Below are 26,766 nucleotides of genomic sequence, written 5' to 3'. Positions count from 1 at the left end.
TTACTGCAAGATTGCTTTAGCTGTGATTGCAAGGTCTACAATATCCACCTTGCCGTCTTTATTTACATCCGCTTTCGCATTCCAGCCCGCCTGATCTTGTTGTTTGCCGTAAAGCGCTGCAACAATAGCCATGTCGCCAATAGAAATTTTTCCATCCCCATTGACATCCGCATTGATTTTCTTGGTGTCAAACACTTGGATTGCCGCTTCCAATGCAGCTTTCGCGCTATCCACCTGCTGCTGATCGGCGTTTGGATCGTTTACTGTCACAACTGCCGTATCGATAGCCGATTGCAATTGCGCTTTGGATCCATTCACGTACTGACCGTGCCCATTTCCTTCCACTGCTGCATCGTACTTAGCCTGAGCGCTTGCGATCAAAGCGGTCAAAAGTGACTTATCTACAGGTATACTAGGTACAGTTATTTGTAACTCGCGGGAGGCTCCGCCGACCTGCAGCTCATTCCCCTTTGCATTAGCTATTACAACATTGTCGACAGTTATTGCCGTTGTCTCAATTGCAGATTTGGCAGTAAAATTGAAAGTCAACAAATCGCCTTCGGCAAGTACTCCTTGGTTTGCTTCCACGCTGGCAGCAATAATTCGAATTTGACCCGGCGCTGTCTCCTTTTGTTCAATGACTTGGAATCCATCTTTCAGCGATGTAACCGAATCGAATTGCAAATTCGCTGGATTATAATGTAGCGTCAAATCTTGGGCATACATTTGCTGGTATACACTTTGCGTTACGCCGGTCAATCCCATCTTAAGATTGAAGGCTTCACCAGCGTTCACCTGCTGTAAACCTGTCAATGTAGACTGAGGATTTGGATTTGTTGAATTCAATAGTTTGAACCAGTTGATATTAAATCCGTCTGTATCTGCATGAAGCCTTATTGTATGCTTCCCGGCCGCCAGTGTAACCTCATCGGACACTGTTGACCAATTCGCCCACCCTCCTGTATTCGGTAATTTCGTTGTCTTCTGCGAAACTCCATCTACGATTAATGTGATGTCGGATCCTACCGACTTATTGACAGCCACCCTGTATTGCAGGGTATAAGTTCCTGACGTCGGAATATCGATGTTACTATATTCCATCCAAGAACCCGCACCAATATATCCAAGATGCTGTCCGCCGCCAATGTCACCCGAATCCTCTTTCTTTACATTATTCATAGAGGTATAGTTTTCCGCCTGAATAAAAGCTGCTGTATCAACAGTTACTCTAATACTTGTTGTCAAAGGTACGTTATTGGGGTTTGCCACACCAGTTGGCAAAGTTACCGTTCCTTTTACAGTGAAGGTCTGTGTAGTCTTTACAGCGGGATCATAGTTTGAAGCAACTATATCCCATGTCACATTGGCATTTCCCCAGCCTGCATCGGTAACCAAAGATACTGTCTCTGGCAATCCAAGGGCGTTCGCTGTCTTCGCCGTTCCGATTGTTAACCCTGTCATGTCAGCAGGCGCAGTGATGCTTTTTAAATTACCAGTATTAACATCAAGGTCAATGTCCATCGACGAACGGTTATACATGGAATCGTCGGCGAATACCCTGAGTATATATGGAGTAGTCGACGACAAACCAGTAAACTTATAATGTCTGTATTCATCGAATGGTTTGTCTAGCGGCAGTGAAAGGCTATTAAACGATTTGTCCACTTTCCCCGTGAGCTTGTTAATAAGCTGAATATTATATTCCAAGACGCGAACATTGTCATTTGCTTGTTTTATTGTAAAAGCAACTTCGTTGTTATTGTAGGAATCGACCTTAATTCCCTCTTCAAACTGCGGAGCTATAAGTTCTCTTATATCGCTCCTGCTATAGGTAAAGGCCTCTTTGCCTTCACCTACGACTTTTACAGAAGGTATGCCTACATATTCATCTGTAGCTAAATTATACTGTTTGATGATCATTTTTGAACCGTAAACCTCTATGAAATTCACGATGCGAGGTGTGGTTTTGTAGTTGATATACGAGCCTTCTATATATCCGCCGTACGGACCGCCATCAATATAACTGGAATATGAACTTGCACCGCTGTCGAGAAACGTTGCCGAACCTTGATAGTGAGAACGTTCGTCGGTCGGGTCGTATTGCGTATGACCTGACATATATACCACCTGCGAGAAGTTATTTTCGGCAATATATTTACCTACAGCATTACTTCCCGCGCTGCTCCATTGCCCTGACCACACGGTCCCGCTTATAGGGTAGTGAGAAGATACAAATATGGGTTTGGTTGGATCGTAATCCTCTTCATTTTTAATTTGGTTGAGGAAATTGGTCGCTTTTCCCACCGTTTTGTCGTTGTTATAATTTCCGTCAAAACCTACAAAATTATATCCTTTTACATTTACCCTATAAGAATCGTTAAAGAAATTGTTATCGTATGAATTCGTTGACTCGTTCCACGCGCCTGCCGAACCGATAGGTATAAATTGTTCGGCGCCGCCCATATCATGGTTGCCTCTTACCATATAAAACTTCGTATTTTTTAACAAACCCTCATTTGTAAGTTTAGTGTGTATGGCTGTCAGATTTTTCATCCACACATATTCATTGGCATTGTTACCGCCGGTAACATCGCCAGGAATAAAGAGTACGTCAGCCTGTGGGAATAGTCTCAGTTCTGTTCTGTAGCCTTTTTCAATTTGCGCTATTTTTGCAGGATCGCTACTAACTTCCGGGTCACTGTCCACAATCATATTTAAATCGGCGGGAGTTAATGTTTTATTGCTTTTCTGATAGATGAATAGGGCGCTGTTTAGTTCACGTTCGTAATAATTGATAGTTTCCTGTGTATATAATTTTACTTTTTGCGTTGTTGCAACCGCAGTTGCCGTATTCAAAACCTTTTTCAAAGACTCAAAATCGGTTTCGCTGAAGCCGTCGCCGAGACCGCCTTCTATTATTGTATTTGCTTCTGCTATTGTGTCGTTAAGTGCTTTCATATCTACTTTATTTACGCCGTAACTATTATAATTCGCTTGAACCATATCACTACTTAATGCGCCTTTCCAAACATTCAGATCAGCGATATCGAATGAATTACCGCCATTTTTGCCCAATCCGTCGCTGCCTATATTTAATGGGTTCGGTGTATCTAAAGTTCCTACCCCCAGCGAAGTTTCAGTCATTTTGTATCCATCGATATACAACGATCCGAGCATTTTATCTCTGTCTACAACAAATGTCACGTAACGCCAATTCGAAGCATCAAACGTGTCGCGCCCAAATTTTACTGATGCGGTCGGGAATCCTAAATTCATATTGACCGAATTGCCTGATGTATAAATCGCCCAGCCTTCGTTAGAGCTCTTAGTAAAATCCTTGTTGGATAATATGACCTGATCATTTTTAGTGTCGCCCTTATACCAGAAGGATGTGGTAAAACTGTCACTACCAAACTTCAAGCTATCCTTCGTTCCAACATAATTGTCATCTCCGCTTTCTAAGTGCAGAGCTTTGGTCCCGGGTAATACACCGTCTACATAACTATGATTTCCATTAGCTTTCAAATCTTTTTGATTTGCATCGTCTTTTAAATTATTATCGAATTTCATCGATGCAATAAGGGGGTTGGCATTGTCGATTTTGAATACGTCATTATCTGATGATACCGCGCTGACCGTATTCGATAACATACCGAATATCATCGTTAATAAGAGGGTAAAGGATAACATTCTTTTCACTACAGAAAACCTCCATATTTTAAGTATTTTCAGGTGCCGACTCACAACTCTCTGAGCAACTTCCACGCTTAGATTCCAAACCTTGTTATTTGTACAACTAGATTATACTAATCACTCATCAAACCAATGATTTAACGTCATTTACTCAGAGACAAGGCCATTTCAATCCGCAAGCACCACCCCCAAAAAATTCTCATCCCTACGGGAAAACAATTGCATATCGAAATCGATAGACTCTTCTAACGATTTGGATATGCCTTGCATTAGAGAAAACAGCGATTTCCGCATTAAATGGTCCTTCATCTGTGTTCAATATTTTTTTTATAAAATCTATTTTTCTAGTTCAATGACTAATTTTATACATCTATACAAAAATTATTGTACATTTAATCATTTATTAATAGGTTAATTACGTGTAAAACTCTAATGAAGATTTTGTAAAGACAGAACATCCCTGATTCAACCAAAACTAAGGAATGCCCTTGAATTTTTGCGATTTTCCTGTACTAAAAAAGCCATTGACCCCATTTAAAATGGAATCAATGGCTTCTTTAAACTGATTATTGCAAAATCGCTTTAGCTACGATCGCAAGATCTTCAATACTAATCTTACCGTCTTTATTGACATCCGCTTTCTCATTCCACCCCTCTTGACCTTGTTGTTTGCCGTAAGCCGCTGCAACAAATGCCAAGTCTCCAATCGTGATGCCGTCTCTTCCATTAACATCTGCGCTAATCTTCTTATTATCAAATGATTGAACTGCCGCTTCTAATGCAGATTTCGCACTATCCACCTGCTTCTGAGAAGCATTCGAATCGTTTGCAATAGCGCTGGCTGCATCAATCGCCGATTGCAATTGCGCTTTGGATCCATTCACGTACTGGCCGTGCCCATTGCCTTCTACTGCTGCATCGTACTTGGCCTGAGCGCTTGTTATCGTTGCGTTTAAGAGCGATTTATCTACAGGTATACTAATTTGAATTTCATGGGAAGCTCCGCCGACCTGCAGTTCATTCCCCTCTGCATTGGCAATCACAACATTGTCGACAGTAATTTTCGTTGCCTCCGTTGCAGATTTGGCTGTAAATTTGAAATTCAACAAATCGCCTTGGGCAAGTACCCCTTGGTTTGCTTCGACGCTGGAAGCAATAATCCGAATTTGACCCAGCGTTGTCTCCTCTTGGTCAATGACCTCGAATCCATCTTTCAGCGATGTAACTGAATCGAATTGCAAATTCGCTGGATTATAATGTAGAGTCAAATCTTGGGCATACATTTGCTGGTATACACTTTCTGTTACACTGGTCAGTCCCATCTTAAGATTGAAGGCTTCACCAGCGTTCACCTGCTGTACACCTGTCAATGTAGATTGAGGCGTTGCAGCCGGAAGCACCGGCGCGAAAATTGTCATTTCCGACAAACCGACATTTGGTCCGCTTCCACCGGATACCTGGAATTTGACCCATGTCACCGTCTTATCAGGGAAAGTTACAGAATAAGCGCTCCCGTCATTCGGGATTCCTGAAAACGTATAAGTGCTTCCGTCGCTAAAGGTAAGCGTTCCGCCGGGCGCCCAGTCCGATAAATTGGGGCGATCATTGAAGATAATCTTGTTGAACGTTTGATTCGTCGTCCAATTCAGCTGGATCCATGGATTCTGTTCTTCCTTGGAAGCCCATTCGCTACCCGCTTGCCCTATGATGCCATCGAACACTTTGTCGGGAGAATGAGCGCTATTGTAGTACGATGAAGCAGTAACTGTGGCGGTCCACGCTGGGATCTTATTAACAGTTACTCTAATGCTTGTTGTCAAAGGTACGTTATCGGGATTTGCCACCCCTGTTGGCAAAGCTACAGTTCCATTAACAGTGAATGTCTGTGCAGTCTTTACAGTGGGATCATAGTTTGATGCATCTACATTCCATGTCACCTTGGCATCCAGACTGTATTTATCGGTAACCATGGATACTGTCTTTGGCAATCCAAGGGCGTCCGCTGTCTTCGCCGTTCCGATTGGCATTCCTGTTATGTCAGCAGGCGCTTTGAAGCTCACGAGATTCAAAGGTACCCCAGCCGGAACAACCCACGAAAATTCCATTTCCGACAAACCCATATTCCCCTGACCGGATAACTGGAATTTGACCCAAGTCACCTTCCTGGTAGGGAAATGTACAGAATAACCGCTCCCGTCATTCGGGATTCCTGAAACCGTCTCAGTGCTTCCGTCGCTGAAGGTAAGTGTTCCGCCTTTCGTCCAGTCGGAGACGTTTGCCCGATCATAGAAGGTAATACTGTTGATCGTTTGATTCGTCGGCCAATTCACCTGGATCCATCGACCCTGATCTCCATCATTGCTCCCCGTCCATTCGCCAACACCCGGTTGCCCCCCTTTGATACCATCGATCACTTTTTTGGGATGATAATTCTCATTGTGATATGATGAAGCGGTAGCAGTAGCGGCAGCAGTCGACACTGATAACTTATTAACAAATACTCTAATACTTGTTGTCAGAGGCACGTTATTGAGATTTGTTACTATAGATGGAAGAATTACAGTTCCATTTACATTGAATGTCTGTGGAGTCGCTGCAGTGGGATCATAGTTTGAAGCATCTACATCCCATGTCACCTTGGCATCCACCATGATTGCTTCATCTGTAACCAAGGATACTGACTTTGGCAATCCAAGGGCGTCCGCTGTCTTCGCCGCTCCGAATGCGATATCTATTGCGTCAGCAGGCGCAGTGATGCTGTTTAAATTAATATTCTGAGCCAAAATGTCAATGTCCTGCGACGAACGGTTATACATGGAATCGTCGGCGAATACCCTGATTTTATATGGCGTATTCGCCGACAAACCTGTAACCTGATATTTCTTGGATACATCGTATGGTTTCTCCATCGGCATCGAAAGGCTGTTAAACGATTTGTCCACTTTCCCAGTGAGCTTGTTGATAAGCTCAATATTATATTCCAAAACACGCACGTTGTCTGTTGCTTGCTTTAATGTAAAACCAACTCCGTTGTTACTGAAGTCCAAGTAATCGACCTTAATAGAATCCTCATCAAGCTGCGGAGCTATGAGGTCTCTTGTATCGCTCCTGCTATAGGTAAAGGCATCTTTGCCTTCGCCAACGATTTTTACAGAAGGTACGCCTACATATTCATCTGTAGCTAAATTATACTGTTTGATGATCATTTTTGAACCGTAAACCTCTAAGAAATTCACGATCTTAGGTGTGGTAAGATAATTGATATACGAGCCTTCTAAATATCCGCCGTATGGACCGTCATCAATATAACTGGAATATGAACTCGCACCGCTGTCGAGATACGTAGCCGCACCTTGATAGTGAGAACGTTCGTCGGTAGGGTCGTATTGCGTATGACCTGACATATATACCACCTGCGAAAAGTTATTGTCGGCAATATATTTACCTACACTATTACTTGCCGCGCTGCTCCATCTCTCTGACCACACGGTTCCGCTTATAGGGAAGTGAGAAGATACAAATATCGGTTTTGTTGGATCGTAATCCTCTTCATTTTTAATTTGGTTGAGGAGATCGGTGGTTTTTCCCACCGTATTGCTGCTGTTAATATTTCCGTCAAAACCCACAAAATTATATCCTTTTACATTCACCCTATAAGCACTGTTATAGAAATGGTTTTCATATGAATTCGTTGACTCGTTCCACGCGCCCGCCGAACCGATAGGAATAAAATTTTGGGAACCGGCCCCATCATGGTTGCCTCTTACCATGTACCACTTCGTATTGTTTAACAAACCATCACTTTTAAGTTTATTTACTATTTTTGTCATACCTTTCATAGCCACGTCATTATCTTGGCCGGTAATGTCGCCAGGAATAAAGACTACGTCGGCCTGTGGGAACAAACTCAGTTCTTTTGTGTACATTTTTACTCTAGCATCAATTACTCCGGGATCATCACTAACTTCCGGGTCGCTGTCTATAATTACATTTAAACCAGCGGGAGTTAATGTTTTATTGCTTTTTTCATATATGAATATGGCGTTGCTTAGTTCACGTTTGTAATAATTGATGGTTTCCTGTGTATATAATTTTACATTTTGCGTTGTTGCCACCGTATTTGCCGTATTCATAACCTTCTGCAAATAATCAAAATCGGTTTGGCTGAAGCCGTTGCCAAGACCGCCTGCTATTAGTGTATTTGCTTTTGAAATTGTGTCGTTAAGTGCGTTCATGTCTACTTTGTTTACACCGTAACTAATAAAATTAGCTTTAACTACATCACCGCTTAATGCGCCTTTCCAAACCTTCAGTTCAGCGATATCGAATGAATTATTACCATTGCCGCCCACTCCGTCGCTGCCTATATTTAATGAGTTCGATGTATCTAAAGATCCGAGCCCCAGCGAAGTTTCAGCCATTTCGTAACCATCAATATACAACGATCCGAGCATCTTATCTCTGTCTACAACAAATGTCACGTGACGCCAAGTCGAAGCATTAAACGTGTCGCGCCCAAATTTTACTGATGTGGTCGGGAATCCTAAATTCATATTGACCGAATTGGCTGATGTATAAATCGCCCAGCCTTCGTTAGAGCTCTTAGTAAAATCCTTGTTGGATAATATGACCTGATCATTTCTAGTGTCGCCCTTATACCAGAAGGATACGGTGAAGCTATCCTCACCAAATTCCAAGCTGCTCTTGGTACCTACATAATTGCCGTTTCCGCTCTCTAAATGCAGAGCTTTGGTCCCGGGTAATACACCTTCTACATAACTATGATTTCCGTTCGATTCCAAATCCTCTTGATTGGTATCGTCCTTCAAATTATTATCGAATTTCATCGACGCCATAAGGGGGTTGGCATTGTCGATTTTGACTAAGTCATTATTTGATGTTACTGCGCTAACCGTATTCGATAACATAACGAACATCATCGTTAATACAAGGGTAAAGGATAACATTCTTTTCACTACAGAAAACCTCCATATTTTAAGTATTTTAAGATGCCGACTCACAACTCTCTGAGCAACTTCCGCGCTAAGATTCCAAACCTTGTTATTTGTACAACTAGATTATACTAATCACTCCTCAATCCGATGATCTGACGATACATGTGTATATGCTTTTTTTGTATATGACCATTAGTTCCCGATTAACGTCAATTACTCAGAAGCAAGGCCATTTCAATCCGTAAGCACCACCTCCAAAAAATTCTCATCCCTGCGGGAAAACAATTGCATATCGAAATCGATAGAATCTTCTAACGATTTGGGAATGTCGTGCTTAGACAAAAAAGCGATTTCCGCATTGAATTGGCCCTTCATTTGTGTTCAATTTTTTTTTTACAATATCAATAATTTTAGGATAATGGCTAATTTTCTATATACATACAAATTTCATTGTACACACCATCTTTTATTAATAGGTTAATTACGTGTAAAACTCTAATGAATATTTTGTAAAAACCGAACATCCTTGAAAGTAATTTACTTGAGTATTGCATATAAAAAGCCTTTGCTTAGCCGTAATATCATTCTAAAAGAGGTAAAGGAAATATGCTTTTTGGATTACAGGAAGAAAACTAAGAAATCGCAATTTCAGTTATTGCATCTTGATTGTTTTTTCTCTAAAAACATCAAAAAAACGCTCGGATGTCCGAGCGCTCGCTATTTATATATGGAATTATATATGGTGTAGCCTAGGAGAATCACCGAGAATCACCCTGACCTCATCGCTGCCAGAGATAGAGATGGTATCAACCAACGCTGTCAACTGAGTCTATAACGTCTCTGTACTGAGCGTAAATCCTTCGATTACGGCATCTTCGTCGATCTCAATCAGGATGCATCGTTTCCCTTGATAATTCACCTGTCTCACATACTTTAAATCCTGCGGGCTGACCGAAATCGAGGCTACCTTTGTATCGATCTTAATCGATTTTGAAGTGAATTTCGGCATAACGCTGCTTGCCTTCATTTCATAGTTCCTATCGTCGACGATCGTTTGAAACGCACGTTCCACTTCTTCCGTCGTCACGTTCTCTATGCCGCTTACTGTCAGCACACGTTCCACTTCTTTATAATCCAACTTCGGGGGTTCTTCCTCATCTTCGTTGGTTTCGATTACCTGGTGAATCTCCTCGTACACCTGTGCGAGAGTGGCTACGTCGAGTTGTTCGCCCACCACTTCCTTCACGATGTCTTCGAAAATAGCCCTCTCTTCCATTGCCGTCATGGATCTTTCGGCATTTAAGACCTGTCCGATGAAGTGCGGATCTGGATAATTTGATTTTGCCGTACAATACAGAATGCGGTTCACATCGGAATAGTTATCCGTCACGCTAGGGTAAAAGAACCCGTGCTCCGGCGAACTTAACTTGATAATCGGATCTACAATGACATTGTACTTAAATTCCCTCTCCACATAATCGAACAAGAGAGTTTTCTTTTGCTTCTCCGTGGAATTCACGCTACATAGAATGAACGGATGCGCGAACAGTTCGTCCTTCCCGCTCTCTTCGGCTTCTTCATTTCTGCCCTTGGTCGGCCGGAAATACTGTCCACGAACGAACGTGACTACTGTATCCTGTTCATACTTGGCATCCACCAACATTTTATCCACCAACAGCAGCATCAGGTCCTTCCATTCTTCAGGATCGCCTGTCGCCAAACCTTGGTGAAGTAGCACTCTCGTTGGATCCTCTGCTTCCTCCTGAAACTTCAACTCGAACAACTTCTGATCCAATTCTCCGGTCAGCAGTTTTTTGAAATTCCCCATATACAGCTCCTGCTTCTCTCTATCCACCAGAGCAAACGCCTGGCGCTCCCAATGATAGACCTCGTTGCTATCCTTCATAATATACACGTTGAGAATGTCGTTAATATTCATCATATCGTGATCCAGCTTAAATTGCTTGCGTATATGCGCGACTTCTTTCTTTATCATGATTCGCTAGACAACTCCTAAGAAGTAAATTGGTTTTATCAGTATAAACAATATAACAGCCCTTCGCTAGAAGGGCTGTTAATGTTACTTCTCTTCTCTTCAGTTCCGTTCCAAACCAACACCGCCACACACTCTACATGTGTGGGTTGTACATTTCGAAACAGACCACTTCAATGTCTGTGCAAAATTTACACCCTAAGTGAGCCGCGGAACCCTCTTGCGGCATAGTAGGATTCTGCTCCATTGTGGTACAAGAAGACAGTGTCGTAGCGACGATCGCAAAAGAGGGCCCCGCCGAGTTTTCTAATATTAGCGGGTGTTTTCACCCAGCTCGAAGTTTTCAAATCGAAGTTTCCAAGTTTCTGCAGCTCCCGGTATTGTTCTTCTGTTAAAAGCTCAATGCCCATGGCAGCTGCCATTTCTATCGCATCATTTTGTGGTTTATGTTCCTTCCTAGACTCCAACGCTTCACGGTCGTAACAAATACTTCTGCGACCTTTAGGACTTTCCGCTGAACAATCGTAAAAAATGTATTCGCCCGTATTATTATCATAATCAACAACATCCGGCTCGCCGCCAGTTCCCTCCATCTCATGAAGCGACCACAGTTTTTCAGAGTGAGCTTCAAGCTTTGCTTGTACGTTAGCCCACTCAAGGCCTTGATGGCGGTTCATATTTTTCTCAAAACGGGCTTTCAATGTTTTGAGTAGTCCCTCACGTTGTTCCGGCGATAACTCCTTATTATTACTGGTTTCACTGTTTGTCATGTTAATTTCTCCCTTCAAACATGCTACTTTCTAGTGAGCAACGCCACACTCTCCACATGAACTGTCCAAGGGAACATATCCACCGGCACCACCTCAACCGTCCGATACCCGCCGTCTTCGAGAACACGTAAATCCCTTGCCAATGTGGACGGATTGCAGCTGACATAAACAACTTTCTCCGGCTGCATCGCCAGAATGGTCTCCAGCAGTGCAGGATCGCAGCCTTTGCGCGGCGGATCAACGACGATTACATCTGCCGTTATCCCTTCCTGGCGCCAGCGTGGAATTACGACCTCCGCAGGTCCCGCCTCAAACGATGCATTGGCGATGCCGTTTAACGCCGCATTTCTAGCCGCATCCTCGATAGCTTCCGGAACGATCTCAACACCGTAAACGCGTCCTGCCTGACGAGCAAGGAACAGCGATATCGTACCGATGCCGCAGTAAGCGTCAATCACGGTTTCCGAGCCCGTTAATCCGGCATACTCAACCGCTTTGCGGTAAAGTGCTACCGTCTGCATCGGATTCACCTGATAGAATGATCTCGCCGAAATCGCGAAGCGAATGCCGTCGAGCTCATCATAGATGACCTCGCTGCCCCATAGTACCCGAGTCTCGTCGCCAAAAATAACATTCGTGTTTCGCTCGTTCACATTCTGAACGATGCTCTTCACGCCCGAAATCTCCTCACGAATACGCTCTACCCAGCGATCTGCTTGCGGCAGTCTCTTGCCATTCGTCACGAGTACGACCATAATCTCGCCAGTTACAACACCTGTCCGTACCATGACATGACGCAGTACGCCGCGCCCCGATTGTTCATCGTAAGGTGTCGCGCCGAGTTCCCGTCCGATGCGCTTCACGACACGAATGACCTCATCATTGTGCTCATGTTCAATCAGACAATCATCCATATCGATTATCCGGTGGCTTCCGCGAGCATAGAAACCAGCGATTAGTTGTCCATTATTAGAACTAACCCCGATAGGCACCGATGCCTTATTGCGATAACGCCAAGGCTCTTCCATACCAACCGTCTTGTGTACAACAATCCCCTTAGATGCACTCTCTCCATCCGAAGTTATACCTTCTCCAGCGACACTCAGCTTGCCGATCCGCATCAAGTTATCCACAACATGCTGCCGTTTCCACTCCAGCTGCGCCGGATAATCGAAATGCTGCAATTGGCAGCCGCCGCATTCCTTATAAATATCACAAGGCGGCTCGATGCGCGATGGACTCTTAAGCAGCAGCTCTTCAAGCCTCGCATAGCCGTACTGTTTCTTAACTTTCATGACCTTCGCACGAACACGTTCACCGGGAAGCGCACCTTGTATAAAAAGGGTATAACCGTCAGCACGGCCTACCCCTTCTCCATCATGTGTCAGACCGATAATATCGACGGTGACTTCTTCATTTTTTTGAAAAGGAGCATCTACTGGAGCCGCCGCTGCACCTGAATGAGCTGCACCGCGCGATCTCCCTTTGCCGCCTCTGCTTCTACCTTTATTCATAAACTCTCTCCGCTCTATCTTCAATGCTGTTACATTTTTGTTCCTATCTATCATTCCCTGATTCCTATATTCATCCGAGCTTACCGGTAAGTCGATTCCCCAGTTTCATCTGCAAAAATATGCAAATGCGACGGCAGCACCGAGAACGTACACGGCAGCACGCCGCCATATTCACCATCTAGGTTAATTTGTACATAATCCGGTGTCGTTACCTTCAACTCGTTCGTCCGAAAATGAATCACATGCGGATCATTTAAATGCTCGCCGCGCAGCGCAAGCGTCACCAGCTTAATAAACTCCGGCAAGTTGCACTTGCGGATAAGAAGAACATCCAAAAGTCCATCATCCAGCTTGGAGTCTGGAGCAAGCCGCTCGAAACCGCCGACCGAGTTGCTGTTACAAATAAGGAACATCATAAACTCATCATGAAACATACCTACACCTTCAGCCTGAAAAGTGAGTTCTGTTGGCCGAAGCCGGGTCATTTTCTCCATGCCCTTCATATAATAAGCCAGCTGCCCAATCATCGTCTTCAGCTTGCTCGGCACGTCATAGGTCAGTTCCGTTAAGGACCCGCCACCAGCAATGTTGATAAAATAACGATCATTCGCCTTACCGACATCAATCGGCCGGCTATATTGCTGAATAATGAGATCAACTGCGTATTCCCAGTGCTTCGGTATACCCATCGCCCGTGCAAAATCATTGGTCGTACCCACAGGCAATATGCCAAGTGGAGGTCGATTTTGCTTATTCGCTAGGCCATTTATAACTTCATAAAGCGTGCCATCACCACCAGCAGCTATGATCATATCGTAGCCGCGATCCGCGGCTTCGGCAGCTGCCAGCGTAGCATCTCCTTCACCAATCGTCGCATGACAGCTCGTTTCGATGCCGCCCTGCTCGAGCCGCTGAAGAATATCTGGCAACCGTTTCTTCATTTCTTCTCTTCCCGATGTCGGGTTATATATAAGTCTTGCACGTTTGATTGCCATCTCGGTTCACCCCTAACAATCATTCAACCTAACATTTATAGATTAAGCTTAGAATGCTGCTCATCATGCAAACGCTGCAGCCCGCCGAACATCTGAATCTCCAACCACTGTTCAATCGCTGCATGTGGGAGCATTGCTTTGCCGTTATACCGATACGTAAGACCGTTAAGACGAGTCGGAATGACATGGTTCGTAAAATAACCCTGGCTCAGGAACAGCGGCACTACAATGACCGCTTCGTCTGGATTCGCCGCTTGCATCGCTTTAAGTTTCTCTGCCGCTTGATCTGGCAGCAGCATAGCATACTCTGCTCGCTTATAGCCGCCGAGTGCTCGAAGCCGCTCGCCAAGCTTCAGCAGCCCTTCCTGCCAGCGCTCATGGAATACCTTTTCTTTGCTTCCATGACCAATGAGCAGCAAAGCTTCCTTCTGCGGATCTGTGGATAATGCTGCGATATTTGAATCGAGCAGTTCCGCAATTTGGGGATCATCGTCGATCGGGAGTCCATAAAGGACATTAACCTCGACACGGAACCTGCCGAGGTCACCTTCCAAATCCGTAACCGATGGTAAACCGAATGCTTGACCGATTTCATCCACATGTGTACTGCCAGAGGAAATGAACAGCGGCACTACGTACATGTCCGTTACACCCTGTCGCTCCAGCTCATCAATACCATCCTGAATAAGCCGTCCCTCCACAATCTCAAGAAAGGACGACACGATTGGAACACCTGATAAACGGGGCGAAGCCGCTGCTGCTGAAATAGCTTGATCGACTAACTGTACCCATGCAGCTTCTCTGGAGCCGTGGCTAATAACGAGAACGCCTGGCTTCATCGAATCATTCCTACCTTCCAAGACGTTCTAAAGCCATTTTATAACCATCATTTCCATAGTTCAAACAACGCTTCACTCGCGATATCGTTGCCGTGCTAGCACCTGTCTCAGCCTCGATTGCGTTGTAAGTGCTGCCTTTGCCAAGCATACGCGCTACTTCAAGTCTTTGCGATAATGACTGGATTTCATTCACCGTACACAAGTCATCAAAGAAAACATAACATTCCTCAACCGACTTCAATGTAAGTACCGCTTCGAATAATTGATCTATTGCTTTATCGTTCAGCTTTTTAAGCTGCATGCGTATTCACTCCTATTAAAACTAATGTTACTATTGTAACTTTTTTGCCCGTTTTTTTCAAACATTACCGTATTCACGCTTTACAGAATGGAAGGAACTCGGCGAGCATATTTGAAGCCTATAGACATACAAGCAACAGGCATTTAACTATAAAAAATTCAGGCAATCAGGGCATCCGTCCAATCCTTATGTTCGCCTACCCCATAAACTGTTATAAAAGAAGGGTTGTGATCCGTGTGAATTATCGCAATACCCCCGGCAGCAGCAGCCAGCAGTACGATTGGCATGGCGGTCAGCGTCTCGCGCAGGACCCGTCAAGCAAATCGTCGGGTGCAAAGTCGAGCGGCTTCAACTTTGGCGGAAATCTGCCAACGATGCCACCTGCAACACCACAAACGCAGGATATCCTGCCCACCGTTGTACCAGAGACAGCAGCTGAATTAATCGAAACGACCACCAGCACCAAAGCAAGCGGCTTCTCTCTTGCCAATCTAGGCGAAATCAAAGGATATATAGACCGTCTGGGCGGCATTGACGGTATTCTAACGACAGTTACAAAGGTCCAGAAGGTTATGTCGAGCGTTTCTCAAATGGCCCCGCTTGTCAAAGTTCTTATGGGTTCCTTCAGCAAGAAGTCATCTGACGATTCTGATGATGATGATAAAGAATGGAAGCCAAAACGCCGCAAACGTCGTAAGCCTAGTTCTGGTTCTGGTACCGGAAGCGGAGCAGCTCGCCCCCGCCGCAAGCCTAAGAAACGTTGATCCTTGGATTCAAGGTTCATTCTACACATATTTAAACATTATCGTTAAAAGTGAAGCACCCCAAATTGCCGCGACATGCGCAGCGATTGGGGTGTATTTATTATTAATTTATGCACATAATCACACACATAACAAACGGATTGTTCGACTGTGGATAACGCATTTCCTCCATATATCCACAGGATTTCCTGTTTATCAAGCCAAAACACTTCAGACATCTGTGTACAAGTTCAACCTTCGACAGGTTTCGTCAGCTTCCATCTCATTATCCATACACAGCTGTTATTACAATGTGTATATCTGCACTATTTAAAGCGAGGACAGATCAATTACACAAATAAATATTCACGAACAAAGCCGCAATAATTGAAGGATGTGTACAGATTTTCTGATAAGAAAACGAAAAGATGAACTCATACACAGCTGTTACTAACTATGTGCATAGATGCAATTTTCGCGAATATTCGATAAAGGTTGTCCACAGTCATTAATCATACTCATAAGCAGAGAACACAAAAAATAGTGAAGATAATCTCATCGCCCAAGAACCTAAGCTCATGGCGAGTGAGGTTTTCCTCACTATCTCATATCATTACTAATATCATTATACTCAAAGGTCATTCACTTATCATCATTTCTTATAGGAAAAAGAAATGAATAATCCAATAGAAGACCATAGCCATTACGATAGAGATCGGAATCGTAATAACCCATGCAATAACAATACGACCTGCAACTCCCCATTTTACAGCAGAAAAACGTTTTGCACTGCCAACACCAAGGATTGACGATGTAATAACATGTGTCGTGCTGACTGGAAGGTGAAGCATCGTTGCCGTTAGAATAACAGCTGCAGAACCCATATCGGCTGCAAAACCGTTAATCGGCTCGATTTTGAAAATTTTTGTTCCCATGGTCTTAATGATTTTCCATCCGCCGACTGAAGTACCGAGCGCCATTGCTGTTGCTGCGGATAGCTTAACCCATAGCGGAACGTCCATCGTATCTTGAATATCAGCAGCAACGAGTGCAAATACGATAATACCCATTGCCTTTTGAGCGTCATTTGTACCGTGTGAGAACGATTGGAATGCGGCAGTCAATATTTGACCAAATCGGAACCCTTTATTAACTTGATGAGGGCTTGACTTTGCAAATATTAGTTTGAGAATCCACATAATGATAAAACCAGCAGTGAATGCAAGTAAAGGTGAGATTAGCAACGCTTGTACGATTTTGATTACGCCGTCTGAGTTAATCGCGCCTGTGCCTGCTCCCGCGATAACTGCTCCTATGAGTGAGCCAATCAAAGCGTGTGAGGATGAGGACGGGATACCAAACCACCAAGTAACCAAATTCCATACAATAGCCGATATGAGAGCAGCAATGACAATTGGAACGCCATACTCCAGCTGTGCTGGGTCTGCAACTCCTTTACCAATTGTTGCTGCAACGCCTGTAAAAGTAACCGCACCGACAAAGTTCATAACTGCAGCTAATATTATTGCAACCCTAGGTTTTAACGCCCGAGTGGAAACAGCAGTTGCAATAGCATTGGCCGTGTCATGAAATCCATTTATAAAATCAAACGAAAGCGCTAGAAATACGACAATCCATAGAACGATTAAATCCATTGTGAAAGACTCCTACTCTCCAGATTAGCTATTACGCATAATAATTGATTCCAGCGTATTGGCAACGTCCTCACAGTAGTCGGTCGTTTGCTCCAGCATCTCATAAATCTCTTTGCGCTTCATTAGCTCAATTGGATCATTGACGTTCATGAACAAGCTCTTGATGCATACACGAAGCAGGTCGTCAGCTTGATTCTCCAGCTCGTTAAGAGCAATATTCGGCTCACGAATGGCAAGCAGCTTACGCTCTGTCAACAGGTAGATCGCTTTTTTGATTTGGTGCGATGAGCGAACGAGAATATCACCAAATAGAGTTATGTACTCGTCCTTTTCAAGAATGTTGTACATTTCGAATCGAGATGCACATGCTTCTATGCCATCAAGCACATCATCAAGTGAAGATGTAAGGGCCATAATATCTTCACGTTCAATCGGAGTAATGAACGTTTTGTTTAGCTCCTTCAAAATCGTGTGAACATGCTTGTCGCATTTGCTTTCGTATTCCTTCATTGTCTTAGCGAAAGCTGATACGTCCGATAGGTCTGACAGGCCTTTTGCAAAGTACTCAACAGCCTCGACAATTGCGTCAGCCATCTCTTCGAACGTCTTAAAGAAAATATCCTTTTTCTTGAACATCGTAATCCCCTTTACTCGACTTGATGTTTAGGCGTACTGCTATGAGCCCACAATATCTTAACATAGTTTACACTTAAATTGTTAAGAGAATGTAAAGGTTTCATGAAAAATTTTAGTTTTTCATAATAAAATTAAAAAAGACGCAATCCTGTAACAAGATTGCGTCCTCTTTATCCTCGGGAGCTCATCCGTTAACGTCTGTTAACAGTGTCTCCAACATGCTATTTTTATACCCAAATTATATGCCCTTCGAACGTCGGCTTGTTCGGTACGATGTGAAAGAAAGTTTTGCCAGGAACAAATGGCAGCTCTGTTCCGTTCTTTATGATTCTAATCATCCCGTCAGGAGCTCTTACCCATTCCGCTTCGATTACTTTTCCCTTCTGGAATAGCATTGCGGAGCCTCCTTTAGTCAAATCGACAGCCAGTCGGCCCTCATTATCCATCGTCTTGTGATCCGCTCCCAGCACAACAAGGTTCGTGCCGGAAAGCTGCTCATTATTGTTTAGATCAATATGAGGTTTGTCCCCAATTGACCGTTTATATAAGCCTGATACCGCATCATACTTGTATCCCACATTATAATTTTTGAGCATAAAATTGATCGTAATATCCACAGCTTGAATACCTGCTTCTGAAGAGCCCGCTTCCGCAAATGTGTACGGAGGAACCTGTTTGGCCATACTATATTTCTTCTTCTCAGCGCCCTCGCGCAGTTTCTCTAAGCTTGAATATAAATTATGCGGCGCCTTACGTTCCTTGCTTCTCCAGAAATAGCTGCCCGCATTCGAAATCTCATCTAAATAGGGCTTGCCTTGTCGTTGCAGCACCGCGTACCCATCATTACTTGCGCCTGCATGAGCTAGCACTGCTCCGTAGCTGTCGCCAATATCAATAAGGTAAGGCCTAATGCTGCGTATCGGTCCAATCGTATCCGTTAATGCAGTCGTGCTTTGAAAAACAGCGATTAAACGCGTAATGCCGCCTTCAGCTAAAACTTCCCATATGACATCAGCGTTTGTTAGCCCTGATTGTGGACGAGCCGCAGCGAAATTATTAATCATGACAACAATCGGTCTTGCTTCAGCAGCCTTCTCCAGCTTGATTCCGCTAAGAGGCGCATCAAATGGCAGCGGGGTCGGCTCCGCCGATGGCTCGTCCGTTCCATTAGTATCGCTGATATCACTTGTTTGCTGAGGTACTTCATTGCTGCTGTTCCCGCCGCTGCATGCTGTAATGAAAAGTATGAATGATAATAAGAGCAAAGCCGCCGATAATCGGATTCTTTTTCCCATACGTTAACCTGCCTTTTCCCGCTAAAACATAGCTTGTATTCGTTTTCACTTCACTTCCATTTAAACACAATTCATGACGGTTGTCTTGACAAAATAGTTGCTTTCTCGGTTAAAAAATTTATATATTGCACATAGTAATCCTATCTCCTGCCAGAAAGAGGGTATAGACATGAGCAGAAGGAGCGGTCTAATCAGCATATGGTTATCCTTTTCCATTCTCTTATTAAGCGTAGGCTTAGTGTCACATGTAATGTCTATTCCCTTGATCCTTGGAGTAGCTAAACGTGATTCCTGGCTGTCCGTCATTGTTGCGGCTCCATTTTTTTTACTATGGATTCTAATTTTGTTCAGCATATTGAAACGGTTGCACGGAGAACGTTTACCTGATTGGATAGAAAGAGAGTTTGGTATAGTTCCAGCTTGGCTGTTCCGATCATCAGCAATTGTTCTTCTATTCACATCTGGCTGCTATACACTATTCGACACATCGATGTGGACTACAGCTACCTATATGCGGCAGACGCCAATGGCTGTCATCATCGTCTTATCTCTCATCGTGTCTTTGCTTGCGGCTTACGGAGGGATTACTGTGATCGCTATGACATCGAGTATTTTGCTTCCTATTGTCATCTTACTTGGTTATTTTGTATCCATTGCAAACTCGAAATACAAAGATTACAGCCTGCTTTTTCCAGTACTGGAGAATGGTTGGCATCCTGTAATTAACGGCTCGTTTTATACGCTGGCCGGCCTAATGGAGTTGTGGGTCCTTCTGCTCTTTCAGCATAAGCTGCGGAGCAAGCTTCGCTGGTGGCATTTTATATTACTCGCCTTTTTTTTACTCGGTATGGCCATTGGACCCACAATCGGTGCTATATCCGAATTTGGAGCTTTCGAAGCAGCCAAGCAGCGTCATACTGCTTTCGAGCAATGGAAAATTGTCAGTATCGGCAAACTGCTGCAGCATATTGATTTTTTATCGATCTATCAATGGCTTTCCGGCTCCTTCGCCCGAATTACGCTCTCGCTTTATTTGATAACAGATTTACTAAATGTCCGAAAACCACATAAACGAATGATGACCTTAATCATTTGCGCTAGCGTGATGCTTATTGTCGTACTTCAGCCTTGGCGAGACGATCTGACATTGAACTACTTAGCTACAATTCATTTCCCGGTATCAGCCATCTATGTAACAAGCCTTACCATCTTTCTTGCATTCGCTGTGTTACTGCGCAGCAAACGAAAGGAGCCTGCATCCAATGAATGAATCAAATGCTGATCATGTGGATAAACCCATTTATTTAAATGAGCATACACTTCGCAATTGGTTTGCGTCTGCCAATGACGTTATTGTATTCACTCATATGTTCGGCGAGACATCAGCATCCGTTCAAGGCGTTTTCATTTATTGCACGGGCATGGCGAAGTCAGAAATGATTAATGAAATTATCATGCCTGAACTAAGTCATGTATTTGAAAATACACGTTTCCTCAGACGAGAGGACATCGAGCGCAGCGCTAGTCTGCAATGGCTTGTTCATGATCTATCTAATCAAACTATGAACCGCAAATTACTTGCCTCTTATATATATGATGGGCATCTTGCCTTTTGTCTTCCGTCGCTTCAGCTGTTATGGACGGTCGATATCGCTAACTTCCCTAACCGCGAACCCAGTGAATCATCTACTGAGGTATCCATTCGCGGACCAAAAGATGGATTTGTGGAGCAGTTAGGTGTTAACGTCGCACTCGTACGAAGACGCCTTCGCACAGATATGTTGGTCTGTCAATATTTCGTGATAGGCTCTCGGACGCTTACAAATACGGCCCTGCTATACATTGAGGACATCGCCGATCCGGAGACTATCGAGCAGATTGGACAGAAGTTATCCAGCATCGATGTGGAGAAGCTCGTTTCGATCGGCCAGCTTGAAGAGATACTCGATCATAAAGCGATTACATTATTTCCGTTTAATGATTACACGGGTCGGCCCGACTTTGCTGTGGAATGCTTGCTTAATGGTCGTTTTATCATTTTTGTAGATGGTAATCCAACCTGTATCATCGCTCCAGTTAATTTATTCCTGTTAATGAAATCGCCTGAGGATGGTTATTTCCCTCCTGTAGCTGTCAATATGGGACGTGTTCTCCGGCTTTTCGGACTACTGATGACCATCTTTCTACCAGGATTATATATCGCGCTTACAACCTTTCATACAGATCAAGTACCTTTCGCGCTTCTCGCTACCATATCCTCCGGAAGACATGGACTCCCGATGGAAGCACAGCTGGAAATGTTTTTTATTATGTGTCTAATGGAGTTGTTTCGTGAGGCAGGCGTTCGTCTGCCAAGCTCAATAGGACAAACCTTAACTGTCGTTGGCGGTTTAATTATTGGTGATGCTGCGATACGGGCAGGGATGATCTCTCCGCTCATGATCGTTGTTACGGCGATTACGGTTGTATCCGGCTCCACTCTCGTCAATCAAACGCTGATAAGCACGACCATTTTGCTGCGCTTCTTCTCTTTCTTTATGGCAGCCACGCTCGGTATGTACGGGTTTATTTTGTCGTTCATTTTATTTGTCATCTATTTAACATCCATAGAATCATACGGCATTCCGTATTTAGCCCCTGTGACTCCGCTGAATTTGAAGGAGCTTGCCATTTCACTGATCAAACTCCCATTTCTATGGAGCAAGCGCAGGCCGGAATATCTTCATACGCAGAAGTCGAGAAAGGATGGAAAAAAACCGTGAGCCGGATGTTTCGTGCCTTATCATTTTTGTGCGTATTAAGCGCCTGCTTAATACTTTCCGGCTGCTGGAGCGCATCGGAGGTACAGGATGTAAGCTATGTGAAAGCACTTGGTATCGACTATGAGGACAAACAATTCCTGGTCTACGTCCAGCTCCTTGATTTCTCTAATATCGCGAAGTCCGAGGCAGGAGGAAAGGCCAATCAGCGAGCAGTCGTATGGATTGGAAAAGGCAGGGGAGCTACATTAATAGCGGCCATATCCGATTTGTTGAAAACAGCACAATTCCAGCTCTCCTGGGATCACGTCTCATCCATTATCCTCTCGGAGCGTGTTCTCATCGAACATGGAAACAACATCATTGAAATGATTAACCGTTTTCCTGATATTCGGTATAACTGTTGGATTTATGGTACTCGCTCGCCTCTAGACAAGCTGCTGGCTACAACACCATTTTTCAAACTTTCACAGCTGGCTACCATCATGCATGATCCGCTGCGTAATTATAAGCAGTATTCTGTTTATCCACCTATCTTACTTTTCCAATATATTGCCAAATTGAACGAGTCTTCCGCAACGGCTTACTTGCCTTTTCTAGGTTTAAATGAAGCCCAGTGGGAGGAATCGTCTGTCAACATGCCTATGCTGATGATCAATGGGGCTTTTTTCAAATATGGTGAGCACGCAAAGGGTTTCATTCCCCGTACCAAGCTGGAAGGGTATCATTGGCTGCTTCCCAGTATGAAATCCTCGCCGCTTACGATCGAAAAAGACGGCAAACAATACGGACAGCTTACGATCATGCGCCCAAAAATCAAAATCAAGCCTATTATTCGAGGCTCAGAGGTACTATTTCACATAAAAGCCAGCTATGTGTGCGGGATGTATGAATATTTATCCCCTGTCTCCTATGAAGAAATGATCAAAATGACTGAGGAAACAATTATGAAGCAAATTATGGACACGTATAACGAAGGATTAAAAATCGGGGTCGATCCGTTTAATCTCGGATATGAGCTGCATCGCAAGAACCCTGAACTGTGGAAAAAGCTTTCGAATAACGGCAAGGAGCTTGTCATTCATTCGAAATCCATTGAAAAGCTCGATATTAAAGTAACCATTCCGTATAACGGCAAGTATAAGCGTCAGACCAAATAGAAGGAGCCCGCTCTTGATAAACAAGAACTGGCTCCTTCTTACCTCTGCTATTCAATTAATCAATTTAAATACTCCAGTGATGCCAATCCTCTTGCTGTTTATCAAGTCTGTTGAGCCAATCCGAGGTTACACGAATCGCATCCTCTTGATAACTGCGTGCGGAATACGTATGATTCGCTTGAAAAATAATTTCCTTGTCGCAAAGGCCTTCGCTGCGAGTCCAGAACACCTTCTGATAGAGGAAGCTGTAGTCAACAGGAATAAGCTCATCGCTTGTACCGTGAACCAAGAGCACTTCGCCTCCAAATTTAGTAGCTGCTTGGAAAGGCTGATGCTGGAGCAGCGAATCGAAAAAAACAGGCTGAAGTGTGTAGCCTAAATAATCGGAGCTGCCTCCTGTGACGGCATTGTCATAGCTGCTGCGTCCCACGATCCGTACAATATCATTGAAGGGATACGCAACCGGCGACCATAGCACAAGTCGTTTGGCACGCTTGTCTTTAACCGCTGTCATAATGGCAACCGCTCCGCCGAGACTATGCCCGAGTAATACTATTCTGAGTGGATCAACACATTCCATGCTTGCTAAGTAATCAATTGCGGTTCTTGTCTGATCAACCATCGAATCAAAGCCGAGCGCACCGTAATCTCCGCTGCTCTCGCCACAGCCTCCGTAATCAAAGCGAAGAACATAAGAGCCTTGCGCTGCCAGCGCACGAGCCGTCTTAACGAACAACCGATCAACGCCAACACGAGAGCCGATGAATCCATGGCATATTATGATTGCTTGTCGTTTGTCTGAATCACTCTTATTTCCATCTGCGGGGTAATGCAGCGTTGCCGCAAGCTCAAGCTCATTATGTCGCAGCGTCAAGTGCTTTTCCATCCCGAAAACCTCCTGATTGCCTATATGTAATAATTCCTACCCGTATACTATGAATTAATATTAAAACCATAATATCATCTCTGATCTGTACCTGTCAATCACACTTGAAAAAAATAAATACATTCCACTGTACGCCGCTGCAAGTCGGGACATACTATCCCTAAGTATAATTGATTCACATTTTTGGGAGGTGCATAAGCATGCCTTTATGGATTGCATGGATTAAGGACAATTGGCTATCCTTGCTGCTTATTTTAGGAATCGTAGTTGCTGTGTTATATGTAATTCGCAACCGTAAACTTCTATTTTACAAAGAATGACGATTGAAGCACCGCGATACGCAGAGGCAGCTTTCTATTCCTCCTGCATAATCGGCACTTTAATCGTCACAATTGTACCAGCTCCACGCTCACTGTCAATGATCAACTGACCGTCGTGGAGCTCAATAATCTCTTTGCAAATCGCGAGTCCTAGACCAGAACCGCCTTTCCCCGTTCTTGCCTTATAAAACTTTTCGGTGACATGCGGCAAATCCTCCGTTTCGATACCACATCCCGAATCCGATACGGTGAGCATTGCACTGTCCTGCTCGATGGTTGTAACAACACGTATCGTACCTCCGGCCGGCGTAAATTTGAGCGCATTGTCAATTAAATTGATGATCACCTGCTTAAGACGATTGGCATCCCCGCGAACGACAATAGGGCTTTTTCCATAGGCAGCTAGTATCCTTACCTGCGTATGCTCTTCTCGTACCGCCAGCTGATTGACTGTTTCTTTAACTGGACCATTGAAATCAAGCATTTCTCTGTGCAGCTCCATCGTTCGTGCCGACAGCTTTGAGAAGTCGAGCAGATCCTCAACAAGCCCCGATAAGCGCTCCGTTTCCTTGCTAATAATGGATAAACCGAGCTTTACTTCTTCACTGTCCTCCGTAGGTTCACTTTCCTTCAGAGTCTCACTCCAGCCCTTAATTGATGTAAGAGGCGTGCGAAGCTCATGCGATATAGACGAGATGAAATCGTCCTTGAGCTTCTCGCGATTGCTGAGCTCTAATACCATCGCATTAAACGTTTCTGCCAATTGTCCAATCTCATCGTCATTACGTTGAATCGCACGGTGCGTCCAATCACCATCAGCCATATAACGCGCCGCACGTGTAAGCTCACGAATTGGCTTCACTATACGCTGTGCGAGAAATAAGCTTAAGCCAAGAAACAGAAGCACAACGCCGATACCTACCGCAATGGCCATCCGTATAAGCAAGCTAACCATTGCATCCACTTGATTAAGCGAAGCAGAATACCGAAGCATGGACACGACGCGGGTTTCATTCCAAAGCGGAATAGTCACCGACATCACACGTTCGCCATAATAGGGGTCAACGCCCCTCCAGCTTCCTGTTGACCCTGCAATAGCTGACTTCACGTCAGTTGTCGTGTAACGAATATCCGGGGCAAACCCGTCGGAATCAATTCGAATTTGGCCGGTAGTATCGAGAAGCTGCAGGCGAATTCCGCTCTCCACCATATATTGCAAAATATAATCGCCCTGTTCTTTTACTGTAAGCGAAGAGAGGGAACGACTATGCAGTGTTAACGCTGATTCTGCTCGCTGCTTTACCGAGCTTTGCGCGCTTCCGTAATAGTAGTTCCACATTAATGCTGCAAACACGCCGCCAAGTACGCTGACGACAAGCACGATGAGCAGCAAATAGCTCCACACCATTCTCGTTTGGACGCTTTTCATACGTCGCCGCCCCGCTTCCACCGATAACCGTAGCCCCAGACCGTTTCAATAAAGTCTGGGTCAGAGGGGGTTTTCTCGATTTTTTGGCGGATTCTGCGAATGTTCACATCTACCACCTTAAGATCGCCGACGTAATATCTTCCCCATACCTCTGTCAAAATATGATCACGGCTGACACTCTCTCCTACCCGCTCCATCAGCAGCCTTACTAACGTCCATTCCGTTGGCGTCAAAATAATTTCCTTCTCCTGCTTCCACAGCTTCCGTTCTGCAACGGAAAGCCTAAACGGCTTCACCTGAAGCTCTTTATGGAAGCTGCCATATTGTACAGGCGGTTGTACATAAATTGCAGCTGCTAATTCCGCCACAGGTGCTGTCTCAAGCCTAAGAGCCTCTTCACTTGCGGCTGCCGCGTGCAGCTCTTGCGCTTGTTCAGGTGCCTCAGGTTTCATTCGACGATAGAGTGATTTAATCCGTGCAATAAGCTCGCCTGGGCTGAAGGGCTTCTGAACATAATCGTCCGCTCCAAGCTCCAGCCCGTGTATTTTATCCTCTTCCTGTGATTTCGCTGTGAGCATAATAATACCCATGCGCGGAAAACGGGATCTCAGCTGCTCACACACTTCAAAACCGCTGATTGTAGGCAGCATAACGTCCAGCAGCGCAATATCGATAGGCCCTTCCGTTTCTGCAAGAGCTAACGCCGCTTCTCCCGTTTCCGCTTCAATTACTTCCATATCGTTGCGCTTCAGGTTAATGCGGACGAAGCCCCGGATAGACTCCTCATCCTCCAACAATAATATACGCATAGCTTAAAGCACCC

The 26,766-nt window shown here is 44.4% G+C and carries 18 protein-coding genes; 4 read left to right on the top strand and 14 right to left on the bottom strand.

Annotated features, from left to right (window positions below):
- From AC0YN6_RS17365 to AC0YN6_RS17330, 8 genes are all read right to left on the bottom strand, one after another.
- Positions 1-3,690, bottom strand: coding sequence for a carbohydrate-binding protein (locus AC0YN6_RS17365; protein ID WP_475748332.1), 3,690 nt, complete (start codon positions 3,688-3,690; stop codon positions 1-3).
- A 569-nt stretch (positions 3,691-4,259) separates the two neighbouring features.
- Positions 4,260-8,660: a DUF7402 domain-containing protein gene (locus AC0YN6_RS17360; protein ID WP_475748331.1), complete on the bottom strand. Its 4,401-nt coding sequence runs from the start codon at positions 8,658-8,660 to the stop codon at positions 4,260-4,262.
- 817 nt (positions 8,661-9,477) lie between these two features.
- On the bottom strand, positions 9,478-10,644 hold the full coding sequence (locus AC0YN6_RS17355; protein WP_475748313.1) for a DUF4317 domain-containing protein: 1,167 nt from the start codon (positions 10,642-10,644) through the stop codon (positions 9,478-9,480).
- Between the two features lie 188 nt (positions 10,645-10,832).
- A complete protein-coding gene (locus AC0YN6_RS17350; RefSeq protein WP_475748311.1) occupies positions 10,833-11,411 on the bottom strand; it encodes a DUF4256 domain-containing protein in 579 nt (192 codons plus the stop codon).
- Between the two features lie 23 nt (positions 11,412-11,434).
- On the bottom strand, positions 11,435-12,925 hold the full coding sequence (rlmD, locus tag AC0YN6_RS17345) for a 23S rRNA (uracil(1939)-C(5))-methyltransferase RlmD (protein ID WP_475748309.1): 1,491 nt from the start codon (positions 12,923-12,925) through the stop codon (positions 11,435-11,437).
- 80 nt (positions 12,926-13,005) lie between these two features.
- The gene (locus tag AC0YN6_RS17340) at positions 13,006-13,920 is read right to left on the bottom strand and encodes a diacylglycerol kinase (protein WP_475748307.1); all 915 of its coding nucleotides are present in this window, start codon (positions 13,918-13,920) and stop codon (positions 13,006-13,008) included.
- Between the two features lie 35 nt (positions 13,921-13,955).
- Positions 13,956-14,759, bottom strand: a complete 804-nt coding sequence (locus AC0YN6_RS17335; RefSeq protein WP_475748305.1) for a sirohydrochlorin chelatase — start codon at positions 14,757-14,759, stop codon at positions 13,956-13,958.
- Between the two features lie 10 nt (positions 14,760-14,769).
- A complete protein-coding gene (locus tag AC0YN6_RS17330) occupies positions 14,770-15,060 on the bottom strand; it encodes a YerC/YecD family TrpR-related protein (protein ID WP_054026535.1) in 291 nt (96 codons plus the stop codon).
- Positions 15,061-15,296: 236 nt separating this feature from the next.
- Here AC0YN6_RS17330 and AC0YN6_RS17325 point away from each other — a divergent pair, with 236 nt between their 5' ends.
- The gene (locus tag AC0YN6_RS17325; protein ID WP_475748303.1) at positions 15,297-15,824 is read left to right on the top strand and encodes a hypothetical protein; all 528 of its coding nucleotides are present in this window, start codon (positions 15,297-15,299) and stop codon (positions 15,822-15,824) included.
- Positions 15,825-16,462: 638 nt separating this feature from the next.
- Here AC0YN6_RS17325 and AC0YN6_RS17320 read toward each other — a convergent pair.
- The 3 genes from AC0YN6_RS17320 to AC0YN6_RS17310 all read right to left on the bottom strand — a co-directional run bounded on the left by AC0YN6_RS17320 (position 16,463) and on the right by AC0YN6_RS17310 (position 19,389).
- Positions 16,463-17,458: an inorganic phosphate transporter gene (locus AC0YN6_RS17320; RefSeq protein ID WP_475748301.1), complete on the bottom strand. Its 996-nt coding sequence runs from the start codon at positions 17,456-17,458 to the stop codon at positions 16,463-16,465.
- Between the two features lie 24 nt (positions 17,459-17,482).
- Positions 17,483-18,094: a DUF47 domain-containing protein gene (locus AC0YN6_RS17315; RefSeq protein ID WP_475748300.1), complete on the bottom strand. Its 612-nt coding sequence runs from the start codon at positions 18,092-18,094 to the stop codon at positions 17,483-17,485.
- 227 nt (positions 18,095-18,321) lie between these two features.
- Positions 18,322-19,389 carry a DUF3048 domain-containing protein gene (locus AC0YN6_RS17310; protein ID WP_475748299.1) on the bottom strand — a complete coding sequence of 356 codons (1,068 nt, stop codon included), beginning with the start codon at positions 19,387-19,389 and terminating at the stop codon, positions 18,322-18,324.
- A gap of 169 nt (positions 19,390-19,558) precedes the next feature.
- On the opposite strand from AC0YN6_RS17310, the gene AC0YN6_RS17305 reads away from it, so the two are divergent.
- Genes AC0YN6_RS17305 through AC0YN6_RS17295 form a run of 3 tightly spaced genes read left to right on the top strand, consistent with a single transcriptional unit; the run spans position 19,559 to position 23,308 of the window.
- Positions 19,559-20,659 carry a GerAB/ArcD/ProY family transporter gene (locus tag AC0YN6_RS17305; RefSeq protein WP_475748298.1) on the top strand — a complete coding sequence of 367 codons (1,101 nt, stop codon included), beginning with the start codon at positions 19,559-19,561 and terminating at the stop codon, positions 20,657-20,659.
- Positions 20,652-22,151, top strand: a complete 1,500-nt coding sequence (locus AC0YN6_RS17300) for a spore germination protein (RefSeq protein ID WP_475748297.1) — start codon at positions 20,652-20,654, stop codon at positions 22,149-22,151. The genes AC0YN6_RS17305 and AC0YN6_RS17300 overlap by 8 nt, the downstream gene beginning before the upstream one ends.
- Positions 22,152-22,156: 5 nt before the next feature.
- Positions 22,157-23,308, top strand: a complete 1,152-nt coding sequence (locus AC0YN6_RS17295) for a Ger(x)C family spore germination protein (RefSeq protein WP_475748330.1) — start codon at positions 22,157-22,159, stop codon at positions 23,306-23,308.
- Between the two features lie 64 nt (positions 23,309-23,372).
- On the opposite strand, the gene AC0YN6_RS17290 is transcribed toward AC0YN6_RS17295, so the two are convergent.
- The 3 genes from AC0YN6_RS17290 to AC0YN6_RS17280 form a co-directional block, all read right to left on the bottom strand.
- On the bottom strand, positions 23,373-24,194 hold the full coding sequence (locus AC0YN6_RS17290) for an alpha/beta hydrolase (RefSeq protein ID WP_475748296.1): 822 nt from the start codon (positions 24,192-24,194) through the stop codon (positions 23,373-23,375).
- Between the two features lie 354 nt (positions 24,195-24,548).
- On the bottom strand, positions 24,549-25,943 hold the full coding sequence (locus AC0YN6_RS17285) for a sensor histidine kinase (protein ID WP_475748295.1): 1,395 nt from the start codon (positions 25,941-25,943) through the stop codon (positions 24,549-24,551).
- On the bottom strand, positions 25,940-26,752 hold the full coding sequence (locus AC0YN6_RS17280) for a response regulator transcription factor (protein ID WP_475748294.1): 813 nt from the start codon (positions 26,750-26,752) through the stop codon (positions 25,940-25,942). The genes AC0YN6_RS17285 and AC0YN6_RS17280 overlap by 4 nt, the downstream gene beginning before the upstream one ends.
- Positions 26,753-26,766 lie beyond the last annotated feature (14 nt).

It is taken from the genome of Paenibacillus sp. J22P15, from assembly GCF_056269345.1.
Note: the sequence above shows the minus strand (reverse complement) of the source record. Positions and strands in the feature narration are given on the sequence as shown.